Annotated in this window: 19 protein-coding genes; 18 read left to right on the top strand and 1 reads right to left on the bottom strand. The window is 43.8% G+C overall.

Translation table 11 applies throughout. From position 1 onward, the window contains the following. Nucleotides 1-2: 2 nt before the first annotated feature. From rpe to spoVM, 3 genes are read left to right on the top strand one after another with little or no spacing between them, the layout of a single operon-like run. The gene (rpe, locus tag H7J92_RS06735) at nucleotides 3-671 is read left to right on the top strand and encodes a ribulose-phosphate 3-epimerase (RefSeq protein WP_078817779.1); all 669 of its coding nucleotides are present in this window, start codon (nucleotides 3-5) and stop codon (nucleotides 669-671) included. Then, nucleotides 668-1,321: a thiamine diphosphokinase gene (locus H7J92_RS06730; RefSeq protein ID WP_221836138.1), complete on the top strand. Its 654-nt coding sequence runs from the start codon at nucleotides 668-670 to the stop codon at nucleotides 1,319-1,321. The genes rpe and H7J92_RS06730 overlap by 4 nt, the downstream gene beginning before the upstream one ends. A gap of 13 nt (nucleotides 1,322-1,334) precedes the next feature. After that, nucleotides 1,335-1,493: a stage V sporulation protein SpoVM gene (gene spoVM, locus H7J92_RS06725; protein ID WP_221836137.1), complete on the top strand. Its 159-nt coding sequence runs from the start codon at nucleotides 1,335-1,337 to the stop codon at nucleotides 1,491-1,493. Nucleotides 1,494-1,593: 100 nt separating this feature from the next. Here spoVM and rpmB read toward each other — a convergent pair whose 3' ends face one another. Beyond that, complete coding sequence (gene rpmB, locus H7J92_RS06720; protein WP_078817777.1) at nucleotides 1,594-1,782, bottom strand: 50S ribosomal protein L28; 189 nt, start codon at nucleotides 1,780-1,782, stop codon at nucleotides 1,594-1,596. A gap of 213 nt (nucleotides 1,783-1,995) precedes the next feature. Here rpmB and H7J92_RS06715 point away from each other — a divergent pair, with 213 nt between their 5' ends. From H7J92_RS06715 to H7J92_RS06645, 15 genes are all read left to right on the top strand, one after another. Next, a complete protein-coding gene (locus H7J92_RS06715) occupies nucleotides 1,996-2,358 on the top strand; it encodes an Asp23/Gls24 family envelope stress response protein (RefSeq protein ID WP_078817776.1) in 363 nt (120 codons plus the stop codon). Between the two features lie 18 nt (nucleotides 2,359-2,376). Next, the gene (locus H7J92_RS06710; RefSeq protein ID WP_078817775.1) at nucleotides 2,377-4,035 is read left to right on the top strand and encodes a DAK2 domain-containing protein; all 1,659 of its coding nucleotides are present in this window, start codon (nucleotides 2,377-2,379) and stop codon (nucleotides 4,033-4,035) included. Nucleotides 4,036-4,126: 91 nt separating this feature from the next. Next, the gene (gene recG, locus H7J92_RS06705; RefSeq protein ID WP_221836215.1) at nucleotides 4,127-6,190 is read left to right on the top strand and encodes an ATP-dependent DNA helicase RecG; all 2,064 of its coding nucleotides are present in this window, start codon (nucleotides 4,127-4,129) and stop codon (nucleotides 6,188-6,190) included. 632 nt (nucleotides 6,191-6,822) lie between these two features. Beyond that, a complete protein-coding gene (fapR, locus tag H7J92_RS06700; RefSeq protein WP_009765546.1) occupies nucleotides 6,823-7,398 on the top strand; it encodes a transcription factor FapR in 576 nt (191 codons plus the stop codon). Between the two features lies 1 nt (nucleotide 7,399). Beyond that, nucleotides 7,400-8,392, top strand: coding sequence for a phosphate acyltransferase PlsX (plsX, locus tag H7J92_RS06695; protein WP_009765545.1), 993 nt, complete (start codon nucleotides 7,400-7,402; stop codon nucleotides 8,390-8,392). Then, nucleotides 8,389-9,333, top strand: a complete 945-nt coding sequence (gene fabD, locus H7J92_RS06690; protein WP_221836136.1) for an ACP S-malonyltransferase — start codon at nucleotides 8,389-8,391, stop codon at nucleotides 9,331-9,333. Before plsX ends, fabD begins: the two co-directional genes overlap by 4 nt. Continuing rightward, complete coding sequence (fabG, locus tag H7J92_RS06685) at nucleotides 9,333-10,079, top strand: 3-oxoacyl-[acyl-carrier-protein] reductase (protein WP_078817771.1); 747 nt, start codon at nucleotides 9,333-9,335, stop codon at nucleotides 10,077-10,079. Before fabD ends, fabG begins: the two co-directional genes overlap by 1 nt. Nucleotides 10,080-10,193: 114 nt before the next feature. Continuing rightward, a complete protein-coding gene (locus H7J92_RS06680) occupies nucleotides 10,194-10,433 on the top strand; it encodes an acyl carrier protein (protein ID WP_040758847.1) in 240 nt (79 codons plus the stop codon). Between the two features lie 329 nt (nucleotides 10,434-10,762). Further along, nucleotides 10,763-11,530: a ribonuclease III gene (rnc, locus tag H7J92_RS06675; RefSeq protein WP_009765541.1), complete on the top strand. Its 768-nt coding sequence runs from the start codon at nucleotides 10,763-10,765 to the stop codon at nucleotides 11,528-11,530. Between the two features lie 2 nt (nucleotides 11,531-11,532). Further along, complete coding sequence (gene smc / locus H7J92_RS06670; protein WP_221836132.1) at nucleotides 11,533-15,093, top strand: chromosome segregation protein SMC; 3,561 nt, start codon at nucleotides 11,533-11,535, stop codon at nucleotides 15,091-15,093. A gap of 13 nt (nucleotides 15,094-15,106) precedes the next feature. Next, entirely contained in the window at nucleotides 15,107-16,129 is a 1,023-nt protein-coding gene (ftsY, locus tag H7J92_RS06665; RefSeq protein ID WP_221836129.1) for a signal recognition particle-docking protein FtsY, read from the top strand. Nucleotides 16,130-16,192: 63 nt separating this feature from the next. Beyond that, nucleotides 16,193-16,525, top strand: coding sequence for a putative DNA-binding protein (locus H7J92_RS06660; protein WP_221836126.1), 333 nt, complete (start codon nucleotides 16,193-16,195; stop codon nucleotides 16,523-16,525). A gap of 12 nt (nucleotides 16,526-16,537) precedes the next feature. Next, a complete protein-coding gene (gene ffh / locus H7J92_RS06655) occupies nucleotides 16,538-17,893 on the top strand; it encodes a signal recognition particle protein (RefSeq protein ID WP_221836123.1) in 1,356 nt (451 codons plus the stop codon). Between the two features lie 91 nt (nucleotides 17,894-17,984). Next, entirely contained in the window at nucleotides 17,985-18,257 is a 273-nt protein-coding gene (gene rpsP / locus H7J92_RS06650) for a 30S ribosomal protein S16 (RefSeq protein ID WP_040758254.1), read from the top strand. A gap of 15 nt (nucleotides 18,258-18,272) precedes the next feature. Then, entirely contained in the window at nucleotides 18,273-18,506 is a 234-nt protein-coding gene (locus H7J92_RS06645; protein WP_009765535.1) for a KH domain-containing protein, read from the top strand. Nucleotides 18,507-18,583 lie beyond the last annotated feature (77 nt).

Raw genomic sequence — 18,583 nt, 5'->3', positions numbered from 1 at the left:
TCATGGTAAAAATTGCGCCATCTATTTTAGCAGCTGATTTTTCAAAGCTGGGAGAAGAAGTAAAGGAAGTAGAAAAAGCGGGTGCGGAGCTCATTCATATCGATGTGATGGACGGTCACTTTGTACCAAATATTACAATGGGTCCTATAGTTGTCGAAGCGTTGCGCCCTTTAACAAAATTACCATTGGATGTTCATTTGATGATCGAGAATCCAGATGCGTATATCGAAAGTTTTGCTAAAGCAGGTGCAGATTATATTACGGTTCATGTAGAGGCTTGCCGTCACTTGCACAGAACATTGCAATTGATTAAATCAACAGGCGCTAAACCTGGCGTTGTGTTGAATCCGCATACGCCTGTTGATCAGATCATGCATGTTTTGGAAGATGTGGATATGGTATTGTTCATGACAGTCAATCCAGGGTTTGGCGGACAGTCATTTATTGAATCTGTCGTGCCAAAAGTAAAGCAACTGTCAGAAATTATTTCAGCACGCGGTCTTTCTATTGAAATTGAGATCGATGGCGGTATCAATGAAGAGACTATCAAGCCATGTGTGGAAGCTGGAGCAACCATTTTCGTTGCAGGCTCTGCAATCTACAATCAAAAAGATCGTGCAAAGGCATTGCAAGCAATAAAATCTGCTGGTGAGAGTGTGATGCAAAAATGAAATATGCCATTATTTGTGCGGCAGGTCCCATTGAGGAAGTCGTAGATTTGGCAGAATATGATCAGCAGGACACGGTCTATATTGGTGTGGACCGTGGTGCTCTTTATTTATTGGAAAAAGGAATTCAACCGCATGAAGCAGTGGGAGACTTTGACTCCGTGTCAAAAGAGCAATTTGAAAAAATCACTTCAGCGGTGGAAATCGTGCATCGTGTCAACGAAGAAAAAGATGAGACGGATACGGAATTGGCTGTACAGCGAGCCCTGACGTATGATCCGGATTATATCGTATTGACTGGCGTGACGGGCGGCAGATTGGATCACCTGCAATCTGCCTTACATTTATTATATAGGGTGCAATCAGAGCATTTCAGAGTGAAATTTAAAATTCACAACACAACCAATGATATCCGTGTTATGTTACCGGGTGTACGACGTGTAAAAAAAGATGAGCGTTACCCATACACTTCTTTTTTCTCGTTCGGGCCTGTGGTGACAGGGTTGACGTTGACTGGGTTTAAATACGAAACAGTGAATGAACGGTTGGAAATCGGCACGACTCGATTCACAAGTAATGAAACGGTGGCGGATGTTTGTACTATCTCTTTCCGAGACGGCATATGCTTAATGGTAAGGAGTTCAGATTCCTGAAAGGAGTGGGGATTTGCGAGTATATACATTTACGCTACCGAAATTCGTTAGCAATATTGTCAGAAAGTGCGCAGTCGCGTTCCAGAAGGACGGCCGTGCGAAATCAACAGTTGCAACGAATAGTAAAGTCAGCAAAAAGAGACGTAAAAAAGAAAAAACACAAGGCGCCTAATTTAGGTGCCTTGTGTTTTTTCTTTTTGCCGAAAGCAAAAAGCGCCAGGTAATCCCTCCAACGTCTGTCGAGGCTACCCGGCGCTTTCAGCATTTGATTATTATACTCGTTGTACTTTGCCTGATTTTAGAGCTCTTGCAGATACCCAAACACGTTTAGGTTTGCCGTCTACTAAGATTCTAACTTTTTGAAGGTTTGCTCCCCAAGTGCGTTTGCTTGAGTTCAGAGCGTGTGAACGAGAGTTTCCAGAACGTGCTTTACGTCCAGTGATAACACATTGTTTAGCCATTTTAGTACCTCCTCGTGAATTATTTAGCGATTCACGTTACAATTCGCATACCATAGTACTTTATCATAAGCGGGAGATCGATGCAACATTTTTTTAGGAGACCTTCAAGCTTTTTTCCTTTACACTATAATTCAGCGACAACAATGCTTTCTTTCTTGATAAATTACCGTATAATGTACGTATATGCGTGAAAAGAGTTGGGAGGAGAAGAGGATGTCAATCGAACTGAAAAATGAACATGGAACTATCGATATTACGAATGACGTAATTGCCCAAGTCGTCGGTGAGGCTGCGATCGAGTGTTACGGAATTGTGGGAATGGCTTCACAACACCAAATTCGTGACGGACTTACAGAAATTCTCCGAAAAGAAAACTTTGCTCGCGGGGTGATTGTACGTAACGAAGGGAATGCTTTTCATATCGATATGTATGTCATCATGAGCTATGGTACGAAAATTACTGAAGTGGCCTATCAAGTACAATCGAAAGTACAATATACAGTTAAGAAAGTGTTAGGTCTCACAGTAAGTTCAGTAAATATTTTTGTTCAAGGAGTTCGGGTAACGAACCTGTAGAAGGAGGCCTTTGAGTTAATGAGTTCAATAAATGGATTGCAATTTGCGAAGATGGTGGAAATGGGTGCACATCACCTTCACCAGAATGCGGATTATGTGGATTCTTTAAACGTATTCCCTGTACCAGACGGTGATACAGGGACGAATATGAATTTATCCATGACTTCAGGTGCGAAAGAAACAGGCTTGAACGCACAGGAACATATCGGCATGACTGCCCAAGCTTTCTCTAAAGGTCTGTTGATGGGTGCTCGCGGAAACTCAGGTGTGATTTTATCTCAACTATTCCGCGGATTCAGCAAACAGATTGAAAGCGAATCGGAAGTTAATGTAGAGCAATTTGCAGAAGCCCTTCAATACGGTGTTGAAACTGCCTATAAAGCAGTCATGAAGCCGGTAGAAGGAACAATTTTGACAGTAGCAAAAGATGCCGCGAATGCAGCAGTTTCTCATAAAGAACAAGCGGCAGATCTAACCGAATTAATGGAAATCATTGTCGAAGAAGCGAAGGCTTCTTTAAAAAGAACGCCTGATCTATTGCCAGTATTGAAGGAAGTAGGGGTAGTGGACAGTGGTGGACAAGGCCTTGTGTATGTGTATGAAGGCTTTTTGGCTTGTTTAAAAGGTGAAGACTTGCCTGCAAAGACCGTTGTCCATTCCATGGAAGACTTAGTCAAGACAGAACATCATCGCAGTGTGCAAAGTTTCATGAACACCGAAGATATTGAGTTTGGTTATTGTACGGAGTTTATGGTGAAATTGGATGCGGACAAGCTGCATGAGAAACCATTTGATGAAGATACTTTCCGCCAAGATCTGAGTGAGTTGGGTGATTCATTGCTTGTTATATCCGACGATGAAGTGGTGAAAGTACATATTCATACAGAAGAGCCGGGAGATGCTTTGTCTTATGGGCAGAAATACGGATCATTGACAAAGATGAAAATAGAGAATATGCGCGAACAGCACAGTGATATTATGGAGCGTGACAGCATTCCGACAGCTACTCCTAAACAGCAACACAAGTATGCTATCGTCACAGTTTCGATGGGTTCAGGCATCGCTGAGCTTCTAAAGAGCATCGGTGCATCCGCTGTCATTGAAGGCGGACAGACGATGAATCCTTCTACTGAAGATATTATTAAAGCAATAGAAGAGATTGGTGCAGAAAAGGTATTGATCCTGCCGAATAATAAAAATATTATTATGGCAGCTGAGCAGGCAGCGGACGTTTTGTCTATTGAAGCAGCGGTCGTGCCTACTAAATCTGTACCTGAAGGATTGGCGGCAATTTTAGCATTCAATCCGGAAGCGACAGTTGAAAAGAATGCGCAGACTATGAAGGAAGCTGCTTCTTCTGTTAAGACAGGACAGGTCACATATGCGGTACGGGATACTTCTATTGACGGAGTGACGATTCAAAAAGATGATTTCATAGGAATTGCTCAAGGTAAAATCACAAGTTCAGCTCCTTCATTGGATGACGTGACAAAAAGCCTGGCAGCCTCATTGATTGATGAGGACGATGAAATCGTCACGATTATTTATGGAGAAGACGTTGCATCAGACGAAGCGGAAAAGATTGCTGCATATATCGAAGAGCAATTTGATTTCGTAGATGTGGAATTGTATGCAGGAAAACAACCGCTCTATCCGTATATTTTATCAGTTGAATAAAATGATGCGTTGCCCTTTTTTACAAGGGCAACGTTTTTATTTTCCAGCTTTTTCGTGGTAAACTAAAAAAGAAGAACATCCGTTTTCTAACCTGCGTAGAAAGGAGGAGTTTCGGGTGGAAAATATACTGCAAAATAGTGTCGGCACAGTGAAAGGTATCGGAAAGACCACTACTGAACAATTTCAAAAGCTGGGTATTGTGACGATTGTAGATTTACTGTACACATTTCCTTACAGGCATGAAGATTTCAGAATGACCGACTTGACGGAAACTCCGCATAACGAGCGGGTAACCGTTGAAGGAAGAGTGGAGTCAGAACCCACCGTTTTTTATTCTGGAAAGAATCGTTCACGCCTTCAAATCCGTCTATTGGTTGGTCATCATTTAGTGAAGGCCATTTTTTTTAATCAACATTATTTAAAGGAACGTCTTTCGACTGGGATGAAAATCAATGTGACAGGTACTTGGGACAGAGGTCGCCAATCTATCACAGTTAACCGTTTGCATACAGGAGAGCAAATCGACTTTGAGCCGGTTTATAGCTTGAAAGGCGTCATGCATCAAAAAACATTCAGGCGATATATGCGAAATACTCTGGATGTTGCTGCAGGGGACCTTATCGAGACGTTGCCTGCTTCTATCATAGAAGAATACCGTCTTCCTACATTGGCGGAGGCGCTCGAAATGATTCATTTCCCGACAAAGCTGGAAGACGTCAAGCAAGCACGCAGAAGATTTGTTTATGAGGAATTATTGCTTTTTCAGTTGAAAATTGAAGGAATGAAGAAACTGCGAAAAGAGCAGGAACAAGGGCTTATTATCCAATATGACTTAGATTTACTGAAGAAATTCATCAAATCACTCCCTTTTGAGTTAACCAACGCACAAAAAAGAGTCGTCAATGAGTTGTGTGCCGAATTAAAGGCACCGCTCCGTATGAATCGTTTGTTGCAAGGGGATGTTGGTTCAGGGAAGACAGCAGTAGCGGCTATCGCTTTATATGCAACGATTACAGCAGGTTTTCAAGGGGCGCTCATGGCCCCGACAGAGATTTTGGCTGAGCAGCATGCGGAGTTGCTGGCGGATTGGTTTGAACCGTTTGGCGTCACCGTGGCGTTTTTGGCCGGTTCTACAAAAGCGAAAGCTCGACGGGAATTGCTTGAGAAGTTAGAAGCAGGAGATATTGATTTGCTGATCGGCACACATGCTCTTATACAGCCTGAGGTTCAATTTTGTCGGCTGGGATTTGTCGTGACGGATGAACAGCACCGTTTTGGTGTAGAGCAACGGCGTGTATTGCGGGATAAAGGATTGAATCCTGATGTCTTGTTCATGACAGCGACTCCGATACCCCGGACACTTGCGATTACAGTCTTTGGTGAAATGGACGTCTCCATACTCGATGAATTGCCGGCAGGACGAAAAGAAATTGAGACACATTGGCTGAAAGAGGAGTCTTTGCTTCCGGTCTTGCAGAAGATGGAGAAGGAACTGCGGGCGGGTCGCCAGGCATATGTTATTTGCCCGCTTATTGAGGAATCCGATAAACTGGATGTCCAAAACGCGGTGGAAGTCCATGCTGAACTAAGCAATTATTTTGCTGGCCGTTACAATGTCGGCTTAATGCATGGCCGCTTACCTTCTGTTGAAAAAGATCAAGTAATGCGCTCTTTTAGTGAAGGAGAACTCAATATTTTAGTCTCTACCACTGTTGTAGAAGTCGGAGTAAATGTACCGAACGCGACGTTTATGCTGATCTATGATGCGACCAGATTTGGATTAGCGCAACTGCATCAGTTAAGAGGACGTGTTGGCCGTGGGTCTGATCAGTCGTATTGTGTCTTGCTTGCCAATCCTACATCGGAAGAAGGAAAAATGCGTATGCAGTCTATGACAGAGACAAATGATGGATTCGTTTTGGCGGAAAAGGATTTAGAACTGCGTGGCGCTGGTGACATTTTTGGGAAAAAGCAAAGCGGTATGCCGGAATTCAAAGTAGCCGATTTGGTCCATGATTTTAAAGCGCTGTCGACTGCTAGGCAAGATGCAGAACGGTTATTGAATTCGCCGGAGTTTTGGTGTGACGATGAGTTTGCAGCATTGCGAAACCAGCTTGAACAGTCCGGGGCGTTAACGGAAAAAAGAATTGATTAAGGGAATGTCAGGCGTGTTGATTGACTGATTTTTAACATTTTCCTGCAAATTGCATTATAAATGCAACAAAAATTAAAAGAATGCAGTCGGCGAGTTCTTTTGGCCAAGTGAGTGTGGCACGGGTGTATGCATGGGGATTTCCGTTCCAGACGGTATGCTTTCCGGGGGCGTGGCCTTGAGCCTCCCTGTCCGCTGCGCTTCCTGTGGGGTCTCAATGCGCACGCTGATCCCCCAGGAATCGACCGTCTTACACTTCAATCCCTACTTTGTGTAGACTAGGCAATTCGACTTTCATTTGAAATTAGGAAAAACTAAATAATATTGCTTTTATTTTGGTCTTCTCCTTAAGAGCGACCACTATTTAACTCGCTACTTACAAGACAAAAACCCTTACGCTATCCAACAAGAAGTCGAGGATTTGCCTGGAAGGCGGGGCGACTCTGGGAGGATCACCGCGCGCCCTCCAGAACGCGTCCCCGACTGGAGGGCAAATCCCGAGGAATACACCTTTTCCCACACTATTTCGTTCTTTTTCCAAAACAGCAAACAAATTCGTTAACCTCTTGCAATCTGTTAAACCTCTTTATATACTTAGTATTAATACCAAGTGCTAATCTGAAGGGGTGTAGCAATTGAAAGTTCCTAAGAAGGAGAGGCAACACTTATTAAGGAGCTTGCTTGACGAAGATCCTTTTTTAACGGATGAAGATATCGCCGGGCATTTTTCGGTGAGTGTTCAAACAGTTCGGCTGGATCGTCTTGAGTGCGGCATTCCTGAACTAAGAGAACGTCTGAAGTCCGTTGCTTCGCAGCATATGAAGGAAACAGTGAAGTCTTTGCAGACCGAAGAAATATTCGGAGAAATCATAGACGTGGAATTGGATGATAAAGCGCTCTCAATCTTTGATGTCACGGACGACCATGTCTTTAAACGCAACGGGATTGCTAGAGGACATCATTTATTCGCCCAGGCCAATTCGCTCGCAGTAGCTGTTTTGGATGACGATTTGGCTTTGACTGTTCGTTCTTCTTTACATTTTGCGAAACCCGTAAAGGCAGGAGACCGAGTCGTAGCTCGGGCAGTTGTGCGCCAAGAGACATTAAAAAATAAGAGTACGGTTGTTGATGTCATTTCTACAGTGGAAAGTGAACCTGTTTTTTCTGGAGAGTTTTTGATGTACCGTACTACAAAAAAGGCAGGTAAGTGACATGATTATAGCAGTGGACGCAATGGGCGGAGATCATGCTCCTGGAGAGATTATTAAAGGAGTATTACAAAGCCTGCATGCATTTGATGATATTTCAATACATATATTCGGTGATGAAGAGAAAATGGCACCCTTCTTAGAGGAGCATCCCCGCTTACAAGTAGTTCATTGTTCAGAAGTGATTGAACCTGACGATGAACCGGTGCGTGCGATTCGGAAGAAGAAGGACGCTTCGATGGTTCGCATGGCTCAAGCGGTGAAAGATGGAGAAGCGCAGGCATGTGTCTCTGCCGGAAACACAGGGGCGCTCATGTCGGCAGGGTTATTCATTGTCGGTCGATTGGAAGGAATCCAAAGGCCGGCACTTGCGCCAACATTGCCGACCCTTGACGGCAAAGGTTTCGTACTGTTGGATGTAGGAGCGAATTCTGATAGTAAACCTGCACATTTGGTTCAATTTGCAGTTATGGGCAGTGTGTATGCCGAAAGAGTACGTGGCATTGAAAAGCCGCGTGTTGGGTTATTAAATATCGGAACAGAACCAGGTAAAGGAAATGACTTGACGAAACATGCATTTGAAGAACTGCAAAATGCACCGATTCATTTTATCGGCAACGTAGAATCTCGGGATTTGCTGAATGGGGCAGCAGATGTTGTCGTGACGGATGGGTTTACGGGGAATATGGTTCTGAAGACGATTGAAGGCACGGCATCTAACGTGTTCTCTATGTTGAAGGAAGTATTCTTGTCCTCTTTCAAGACAAAGCTTGCTGCAGGATTAGTAAAAGATGACATGAAAAGTCTTAAACAAAAAATGGATTATTCCGAGTATGGCGGGGCGGGTCTATTCGGCTTGAATCATCCTGTGATCAAAGCACATGGATCTTCAAACGCCAATGCATTATTCAATGCAGTACGCCAAGCACGCACGATGGTACAATATCGTGTATGTGAAACAATTAGAGAAACACTTGGGGAGGAAGAGGAATCTTGAGTAAACTGGCATTTGTTTTCCCGGGACAAGGCTCTCAAGCCGTGGGGATGGGTAAGGAATTTGCGGAGAAGGATGAGGCGTGTAAACAGTTCTTGCAACAGGCTGATGCTGCACTGGGCTTTGAGTTGAGTAAACTGATCCTCGAAGGACCAGCAGATGATCTGACGCTGACCTATAATGCACAGCCTGCACTTTTGACAGTCGGTGCGATGATTGCAGCGAAATTAGAGAGAGCTGGCATCACACCTGATTATTCAGCAGGCCATAGCCTTGGAGAATACACGGCACTTGTCGAATCAAAAGTACTTTCATTTGAAGATGCGGTAGTAGCAGTGCATAAACGAGGAAAATTCATGAATGAAGCAGTTCCGGCTGGAGAAGGAACAATGGCGGCGATTCTAGGCATGGACCGGGATGTGTTGGAGTCAATCACCCGCAATATTACAGAATCAGGGGATCCTGTTCAGCCCGCTAATCTTAATTGCCAAGGTCAAATTGTTATATCCGGTGCAAAAAAAGGTGTAGACAAAGCATGTGTAGCACTCAAAGAAGCTGGTGCAAAACGTGCATTGCCTTTGAATGTCAGCGGACCGTTCCATTCGGTGTTGATGCAGCCGGCTGCGGATGAGTTGCAAAAAACATTAGCTGGTATCGTGATGAAAGATGCAGAAATTCCTGTAGTTGCCAATGTTACAGCAGATGTTGTGACCGAGCAGGCAGAAATTAAGCGCTTATTGGTTGAGCAATTGTATTCACCAGTTCGCTGGGAAGAATCAGTAGAAAGACTTCTTGAACTTGGCGTAACTCGTTTCATTGAATGCGGACCAGGAAAAGTACTCAGTGGATTGATCCGAAAGATCGACCGGACAGCAACAGTGTATCCGGTGTATGATGAAGCGTCATTGCAAAAAGTACTAGAAGAAGCGAAAGGGTGGGCGTAATGGGAAGATTCGATGAGAAAACAGCGGTCGTCACAGGTGCTTCCAGAGGGATCGGACGCACTGTTGCGTTACGTTTGGCATCAGAAGGCGCTAAAGTTGTCGTGAATTATAGCGGCAGTCAAGAAAAAGCAGAAGCTGTTGTGGAAGAGATACGTTCAGCAGGAGGAGAAGCATTTGCATTCCAGGCGAATGTCTCCGATGCCGATCAAGTGAAAGAAATGATGGATGAAGCTATCAAGCAATTTGGTTCCATCGATTTCCTCGTCAATAATGCAGGCATTACGCGTGATAATTTATTGATGCGCATGAAAGAGGATGAGTGGGATGATGTACTGGCTATTAATTTGAAAGGTGTCTTCCTTTGTACGAAAGCTGTCACTCGGCAAATGATGCGTCAGCGTGCAGGAAGAATCGTCAATTTAGCTTCAGTCGTTGGTGTCGTTGGAAACGCTGGACAAGCAAACTATGTTGCTGCAAAAGCTGGTGTTATTGGCCTGACGAAAACAACGGCGAAAGAATTGGCAGCCCGCAATATTCTAGTAAATGCGGTAGCGCCTGGATTTATTACAACGGATATGACAGACGAACTGGGCGAAGAGATGAAAGAACAGTTACTGTCGACTATTCCTTTAGGTAAGCTGGGCAGTGCTGAGGATGTTGCAGGCACAGTGGCGTTTTTGCTTTCCGATGAAGCGAAGTATATTACGGGCCAAACGATCAATGTCGATGGCGGCATGGTGATGTAAACGAATTAGTTCTTCGGATGCTTCAATCTATGGTTGCACTTTGAGGAGAGAAACCTCTATAATTCAATAGAAGTTATGAGGCGGACACTTGGCCTTTGAGAGGAGGTGACTATGTTGTCAACAGTACTTGAGCGAGTAACAAAAGTAGTTGTCGACCGTCTAGGCGTCGATGAAAGCGAAGTAAAACCTGAAGCTTCTTTCCGGGAGGACTTAGGGGCTGATTCACTAGATGTAGTAGAGCTTGTTATGGAATTTGAAGATGAGTTTGAAACAGAAATTTCTGATGACGATGCAGAGAAAATTGCAACTGTCGGAGATGCAGTATCGTACATTAAAGAAAAAGTTGGCGAATGACCTTTTCGGTGAGACACTTTCGACCTTTCATCTGGGAGGTCGAAAGCGTCTCTTTTCTCATGCAAAAGCGTAAGACGCCGTTTAGCCCCGAGAGGCTGGCGTCTGAAACTAGATGATGCAAAAGCGGAGACGGCTGTTTAGCCCCGACAGGCGTTGGAAGACTGGCAATAAAGGCGCCTTTTGCCTTTACTGCCAGTCTGAAACGACCCGAGGGGCTAGCCGTTGCAGCTAGATGATACAAAAGCGGAGACGGCTAGCAGTTGCTGATTTTTATTACAAAAGGAACACAAAAAGTCAACACAGATTACAGATGAGAGGCAGAGTAGCTTATGAAAAATAAAAGACATTATAAAGAAGCATCATCCCATCCTTCATTGCCGCAAGCTGTTCGAGAGAAATTCAAAGCGCTTCAACAGCAATTAGGTGTACAATTCAAGGATGAAAATTTACTGTTTAACGCGTTTACGCACTCTTCTTACGTTAATGAACACCGCCGCAAAAAGTTTTCCGACAACGAGAGATTGGAGTTTTTAGGTGATGCCGTATTGGAACTGGGCGTCTCTAAATTTCTGTTTCGTACAGAACCGACAAAAAGTGAAGGTGAGCTGACGAAGCTGCGAGCCGCTATTGTATGTGAGCCATCACTCGTTAAGTTTTCCAATGAGCTCCATTTTGGTGACTATATTTTGCTTGGCAAAGGTGAAGAGCTGACAGGGGGAAGAATGCGTCCCGCGTTGCTGGCAGACGTATTTGAAGCATATATTGGCGCGTTGTACTTGGATCAGGGCATGGAAGTGGTTGAAGAATTTCTAAAACGAATCGTTTTTCCGAAAATCAGTGTCGGAGCTTTTTCGCATGTGACAGATTATAAGAGTCGTTTGCAAGAATTGGTGCAGCAAAAGAATCATGGACCTCTTCAATATGAAGTGGTTGAGGAAAAAGGTCCTGCACATGCGAAAAAGTTTGTTACCGTAGTCAATCTTGATGACCAACAACTTGGTAAAGGAATTGGAAAGTCTAAAAAAGAAGCCGAACAGGAAGCTGCCCGTCGAGCGATCGAACAATTACAGTCGCAGATAGACGAAGGAGAGAACTGATCGTGTTTTTGAAGAAATTAGAGATTACAGGATTCAAGTCTTTTGCAGAGAAGATCCATATTGACTTTGTTCCTGGAGTCACAGCCATTGTCGGCCCAAACGGCAGTGGGAAAAGTAATATTATTGATGCCATTCGATGGGTGCTTGGCGAACAGTCAGTGAAATCTTTGCGTGGCAGTAAAATGGAGGACGTCATTTTTGCAGGAAGCGATTCTAGAAGAGGCGTCAATTTTGCGGAAGTCACGTTAATTTTAGATAATAGCCAAAATCTGTTCCCGCTCGACTATACAGAAATCAGTGTCACCCGCCGTGTTTTTCGTTCAGGAGAAAGTGCTTATTTGATCAACGGACAAGCCTGCCGACTAAAAGATATTACGTCCATGTTCATGGATTCAGGTTTGGGAAAAGAAGCATTTTCTATCATCTCTCAAGGCAGAGTCGATGAAATCCTGAATAGCCGTGCAGATGAACGCAGAAATGTCTTTGATGAAGCGGCAGGCGTATTGAAATATAAGACACGTAAGCTGCAAGCAGAACATAAACTTTTTGAGACCACAGATAACTTAGATCGAATCTTAGATATTCTGAAGGAAATCGATGATCGTCTTGGTCCTTTGGAAAAAGAAGCGACGGCTGCACGTCAAGCAGAGCATTTTCTGGCTGAACTTCGAGAGGCGGATGTTCGTTTATTAAACTATGATGCCTGGACACTTCGGCAACAAATTCTTGAAAAGTCAACAGCGATGAAAGCCGATGCAGATGAACAAATGAAATTGAATAGCCAATTGACTGAAAGAGAGAAAGAGCTGGAGCACGATAAGAAAAGCTTGCAGAAACTAGAGTCCACGCTTGAAAGTTTGCAAAACGAGTTAATAAATAAAACGTCTGAGGCGGAAAAATGGGAAGGCAGACGGTTGCTGTCGCTCGAAAAGAATCGGAATACAAAACAGCAACTAGATCGGATTCAGTCAGAGTTGCAGACTGCGGAAAAAAACAAACAACTTACTGAAGGAAAATTACAGGCAATGCAATCAAAACAACAAGTATTAAAAAAAGAGTTATCCCACGCGTCTAAGGATATCAATCAAGTGACCGGCATGCTGAATAGTTCGCTCAAGGAAACGGAACAACAGATCGACGATTTGAAGTCCGTTTATATTGAAAAACTGAATGAAGAAGCGACTTTACGCAATGAAGTGAAGCATGTGGAAGAGCGATTGCAAGGAGAAAAATCTTCAACTGAAAAAATCACTGTCCAAACTGCCCTGCTCTCAGAACGCATGCAAGTATTAATCAAAGAACAACACGAAAAGAACCGGCAAAAAGAAAGTATTCAACAGCAGATTAATGAGACGGAACAGTCGGTTGAAAAATGTCTATTGCAGTTGAAAGAATCAGAAGAACTTCTAACTACGCAACAGCAGTTTTTGCAGCAAGCCGTGCGTAAACAGTCGGAAATGCAAGGAAGAATGCGGGCTCTTGAAAGTTTGGAAAAAGATCTTTCGGGATTTTATTCAGGTGTGAAAGAAGTGCTGCACGCGAAAAATCAGCAACGTATTCAAGGAATTGAAGGGGCGGTAGTGGAGTTGATCTCGACTGAACCCGCTTACGCAAAGGCAATTGAAACAGCCCTTGGCGGTGCGATGCAGCACATCATTGCAGCATCGGAGCGCGATGCAAGGAAAGCGATCGGCTATTTGAAATCGAAAAACTTAGGCCGAGCGACGTTCCTTCCGTTGGATATTATAAAACCGCGTGAGTTGCCGATGAACAGCAGACAGCTTTTAAGTCGTCAGCCAGGTTTTATCGGTACAGCATTTGAATTGACTCAGACAGCGGCGAAATATGAATCTATTGCCAAAAACTTATTGGGGCAAACGATTGTGGCGAATGACTTAAAAGAAGCAACGGCGATCGCCAAGGCCATTGGCTATCGATTTCGTATTGTCACGCTGGATGGAGATGTCGTCAACGCAGGAGGTTCTCTGACAGGCGGCGGTGCGAAAGGGCAGTCTACCTTGTTCTCACGGAAAGCGGAATTGGAAACAATCTCAGGACAGTTGCAACAAATGGATGAATCGATTCGGCAAGCAAATCATAAAATGTCGCGGACACGAGAGCGAGTTGGAGTGGGCCTACAGCGTCGGGATCAATTGCAGAAAACAATGGAAGAACTGCAACGGCAGAAATCCATTGCGCATACTTCATTGCAGGAAACGGAGATGGAGATCCGTTCTGTCAAAATGGAGATATCGACCATTGAAATGGGCAGGAATGATACCGTATCTGCCGAAAAAGAATTAACGGACAAAAAGGAAAGGCTCTCTGCACAGCATTCTGCAATCCAACATGAGCTGAATGAAATTACGGCCAAATTGGAAAGTTTAGAGCGTCTGGTAGAAAATCGCAGAGAAGAGCAAGAGGCATTACGACAGAAATTACATGAGCTGCAGCAAAAGAGCGCAGTCTTGAAAGAACAAAGTACCTATCAATCCAGTACGATTCAAGAAGCGCGTGACATGATGGTTGAGTTGGATCAGACGATCTTACGCCTGCAGGAAGAACAACGATATATCCAAGAGCGTCTAGTCGGTACGGAACTTTCACCTGAAGAAATTGAAGCAAATATGAAACAGTCGAACACCGCAAAATTGCAGTTGGAAGAAACGATTGAAGTGGAGAGAGCGAAGCGGCTTCAGCAAACTGAGCTCGTCAATCAACATGAATCTCAGCTTAAGTTGCTTCGACAGCAGGTTCATACGATCAATGACCGATTGAATACGGTGAAAATCCAGTTGTCGAGGCTCGAGACACAGCATGAGACAGTGACGAATCGTTTAGATGAAGAATATGGTTTACTGCCAGATACCGCTTATTTAACAGATGAAACGGATATCCCGCAGCTTAGGACAGCGGTGGATTCTTATAAGCAGCAACTTGCGGATCTCGGTCCAGTCAATCCGAACGCGATTCATGAGTTTGAAGAAGTTTCAGAACGTCATCAGTTTTTAAGTGCACAGCGTAATGATTTGGTCGAGGCAAGAAATACGTTGCAAGAAGCGATGTCTGAAATGGATCAAGAGATGAAGAGTCGCTTCCAGACAACGTTCGAAGCCATTCGAAGTCATTTCCATCGAGTGTTTCAAGATATGTTCGGCGGCGGTGAAGCAGATTTAATTCTGACGGATCCATCTAATTTGCTGACAACAGGAATCGATATTGTCGCACGTCCGCCAGGTAAGAAACTGCAAAATCTAAGTCTTCTTTCGGGCGGAGAGCGTGCATTAACCGTCATTTCACTGTTATTCTCCATTTTGGAAGTCCGCCCGGTACCATTTTGCATTTTGGATGAAGTGGAAGCCGCGCTGGATGAAGCGAACGTGGTGAGATATAGTAATTACTTGAAGAAGGTTTCAGAACAGACACAGTTTATCGTCATTACACATCGGAAAGGTACGATGGAAGGTGCGGATGTGCTGTATGGCGTCACTATGCAAGAATCTGGTGTATCCAAACTGTTATCTGTCAAACTTTCAGAAGTGGCAGAAGAAATCAGTAGCTAAGGAGTGGGGTTAATTGTCTTTTTTCAAGAAGCTGAAAGAAAAAATTACAGGTACCAATGAAGCCGTTACAGAGAAGTTTAAAGATGGTTTGACCAAAACACGCGATTCATTCACGTCGAAAGTCAATGACCTAGTCTCACGTTTCCGTGTGGTGGATGAGGAGTTCTTTGAAGAATTGGAAGAAGTGCTCTTGCAAGCAGATGTGGGCTTTGAAACAGTAATGGAATTGATTGATTTATTGAAGGATGAAGTGAAACGCAAAAATATAAAAGATACAACCGGCATGCAATCATTGATTTCTGAAAAGCTCGTGGAGATTTATAATGCTGGTGAAGAAATGTCTAATGAATTGAATATCGAAGAAGGCCGTTTAAATGTCATTTTAATGGTCGGAGTTAATGGTGTAGGGAAAACGACCACAATTGGTAAAATGGCAGCCCGTTTGCAAAAGGAAGGGAAAACCGTCATGCTCGCTGCAGGCGATACATTCCGTGCAGGCGCAATCGATCAGCTCGTTGTTTGGGGAGAACGGACAGGAGTTGAAGTCGTACGTCAGGCAGAAGGCTCCGACCCGGCTGCTGTTATATATGATGCAGTTAAATCTGCCAAAAAACGAAATGTTGATGTCTTAATTTGTGATACTGCAGGTCGTTTGCAAAACAAAGTGAACTTGATGAGTGAGCTTGAAAAAGTGCATCGTGTCATTGGCCGCGAAATCGAAGGCGCGCCTCATGAAGTGTTGTTGGCACTCGATGCAACGACTGGACAAAATGCTTTAATTCAAGCTCAAACATTCAATGAAGCAACAAAAGTGACTGGCATCGTATTGACGAAACTTGATGGGACAGCGAAAGGCGGTATCGTCCTGGCAATCCGCAGCAAGCTGGATATTCCTGTGAAATTTGTTGGTCTTGGGGAAGGTATTGAAGACTTACAACCGTTCGATCCGGAAAAATATGTGTATGGTTTATTTGCAGATGGTCTGGAAATGGAAGATCGCGATGAAGAAGAGGCGGAAAACGAAGAAGACAAGTAAATATACTTGACAGACATGCGTGTGAACGCTAGTATGAAAAGGTGAGGAAAAGGGGTTGACGTCATGCTTGAAAAAACGACAAGAGTGAACTTCCTCTTTGATTTTTATCAATCATTATTAACGGATAAACAGCGATCATATATGCAATTATATTATTTGGATGATCTTTCTCTCGGTGAAATCGCCGAACAATATGGCGTGTCGAGACAAGCGGTGTATGATAATGTGAGAAGAACGGAAGCTATGCTGGAAGATTATGAGGAAAAGCTCAATCTATTCGAAAAGCACGAGAAACGTCTTGAAGTCGTTGAGCAATTACAGCAAATTATCCCGGCAGACGATTCCTCTTCCACCAAAGTTCTTGAGCTATTACATACCTTGAAAGATTTTGATTAGGGGGGATTGTCTATGGCATTTGAAGGTTTAGCCGAACGCCTGCAAGGAACGCTGAATAAGATTACAGGCAAAGGGAAAATCAATGAAGCTGATGTCAAAGAAATGATGCGTGAAGTACGTTTTGCATTGATTGAAGCGGACGTTAACTTGAAAGTCGTAAAAAGTTTTGTCAAAACGGTCAGCGAACGCGCAGTCGGTCAGGATGTCATGAAGAGCTTGACGCCTGGACAGCAAGTTGTAAAGATCGTTAAAGATGAATTGACGAACTTGATGGGTGGAGAACAAAATCCAATTCAGTTTGCCCGGAAATCACCAACGGTCATTATGATGGTCGGATTACAGGGTGCGGGTAAAACAACGACGACAGGGAAATTGGCAACCGTACTACGCAAGAAACACAATAAAAATCCATTGCTGGTTGCAGCGGATATCTATCGTCCAGCGGCGATCCAACAACTTGAAACGTTAGGAAAGCAAATTTCGGTTCCTGTGTTTTCTATGGGGACGGATCAGTCCCCTGTTGAAATTGCTCGCCGGGCGATGGAAGAAGCGGAAAAAGAGCATAACGATGTCGTCATCATTGATACAGCCGGCCGCTTGCATGTGGATGAAGCGTTGATGCAAGAACTAAAAGACATTCGTGAATTGACGAAACCGGATGAAGTATTTTTAGTTGTCGATGCAATGACAGGTCAAGATGCTGTCAATGTAGCGAAAAGCTTCGACGAAATGATCGGCATCACAGGTGTTGTCCTGACAAAACTAGATGGCGATACACGAGGCGGGGCTGCTCTATCCATTCGTTCCGTTACCGAAAAGCCAATCAAATTTGTCGGTATGGGTGAGAAGATGGATGCGCTTGAGCCATTCCATCCAGAGCGTATGGCTTCAAGGATACTCGGCATGGGCGACGTCATGTCATTAATCGAGAAAGCACAAGAAAATGTGGACGAAGAGAAGGCAAAAGAGCTGGAACAAAAACTTCGCACACAAAGCTTTACGCTGGATGATTTTCTTGATCAGCTGCAGCAAGTAAAAAAAATGGGTCCGCTCGATGAAATTTTAAAAATGATGCCCGGCGCCAATAAAATCAAAGGGCTCGACAACGCAAAAGTAGACGAAGGCCAAATGGGGCGTGTGGAAGCCGTCATTTATTCGATGACGCTTGCTGAACGCGAAAGTCCGGATATCATCAATGCGAGCCGAAAGAAACGAATTGCAGTCGGATCCGGTACATCGATTCAAGAAGTGAATCGTTTACTGAAGCAATTTGAAGAAATGAAGAAAATGGTCAAGCAGATGACCAATATGCAACAAAAGGGTAAAAAGAAGGGCAAAATGCCTGGTTTTGATTCGTTTTTCAAATAAAATAACAGGTGTTAAGAAAAAACACTTTACAAACAAACGAAACCTTGATAATATACTATCTTGTGTGAAACTATTCGGAGGTGTAGATAAAATGGCAGTTAAAATTCGTCTAAAACGTATGGGAGCTAAGAAATCTCCTTTTTATCGTATTGTAGTAGCTGATGCACGTGCACCACGTGACGGCCGTCAAATCGAAACAGTGGGTACATACAATCCACTTACTAAGCCAGCAACAGTCAATATCAATGAAGAATTGGCTTTGAAATGGCTTCAAGATGGCGCAAAGCCATCTGATACTGTGCGTAACTTGTTCTCAGAACAAGGCATCATGGAAAAATTCCATAACGCTAAATACAGCAAGTAATTTGGAGGGGTGGACATGAAGCAGCTGATTGAAACAATTGTAAAGCCGTTAGTCGATTACCCGGATGACGTGAAGGTGGTAGCAGATGAACAGTCACAACGTGTTGTTTATCAGTTATCAGTGAATGCGGAGGATATGGGAAAAGTGATCGGAAAGCAAGGTCGTGTGGCAAAAGCGATCCGTACGATTGTTTATTCAGCAGCAGGCAGCCACCACGGCAAAAAAGTGTATTTGGATATTTTGGATTGATCCAAAAGGAAGGAGCCCCGGTTCCTTCCTTTTTTGCACGTATAAATGTTTTTTTGTATGAGGAAAATGAGTCAAGA

The organism is Sporosarcina aquimarina (assembly GCF_019748715.1).
Taxonomy (GTDB): domain Bacteria; phylum Bacillota; class Bacilli; order Bacillales_A; family Planococcaceae; genus Sporosarcina; species Sporosarcina newyorkensis.
Note: the sequence above shows the minus strand (reverse complement) of the source record. Positions and strands in the feature narration are given on the sequence as shown.

Coding starts and splice junctions, on each gene's coding strand:
- H7J92_RS06645 (WP_009765535.1), top strand. CDS start 18,273: ATGAAGCAGCTGATTGAAACAATTGTAAAGCCGTTAGTCGATTACCCG.
- rnc (WP_009765541.1), top strand. CDS start 10,763: ATGAAAAATAAAAGACATTATAAAGAAGCATCATCCCATCCTTCATTG.
- rpsP (WP_040758254.1), top strand. CDS start 17,985: ATGGCAGTTAAAATTCGTCTAAAACGTATGGGAGCTAAGAAATCTCCT.
- fabG (WP_078817771.1), top strand. CDS start 9,333: ATGGGAAGATTCGATGAGAAAACAGCGGTCGTCACAGGTGCTTCCAGA.
- H7J92_RS06715 (WP_078817776.1), top strand. CDS start 1,996: ATGTCAATCGAACTGAAAAATGAACATGGAACTATCGATATTACGAAT.
- H7J92_RS06660 (WP_221836126.1), top strand. CDS start 16,193: ATGCTTGAAAAAACGACAAGAGTGAACTTCCTCTTTGATTTTTATCAA.
- rpe (WP_078817779.1), top strand. CDS start 3: ATGGTAAAAATTGCGCCATCTATTTTAGCAGCTGATTTTTCAAAGCTG.
- H7J92_RS06730 (WP_221836138.1), top strand. CDS start 668: ATGAAATATGCCATTATTTGTGCGGCAGGTCCCATTGAGGAAGTCGTA.
- ffh (WP_221836123.1), top strand. CDS start 16,538: ATGGCATTTGAAGGTTTAGCCGAACGCCTGCAAGGAACGCTGAATAAG.
- H7J92_RS06710 (WP_078817775.1), top strand. CDS start 2,377: ATGAGTTCAATAAATGGATTGCAATTTGCGAAGATGGTGGAAATGGGT.
- rpmB (WP_078817777.1), bottom strand. CDS start 1,782: ATGGCTAAACAATGTGTTATCACTGGACGTAAAGCACGTTCTGGAAAC.
- plsX (WP_009765545.1), top strand. CDS start 7,400: ATGATTATAGCAGTGGACGCAATGGGCGGAGATCATGCTCCTGGAGAG.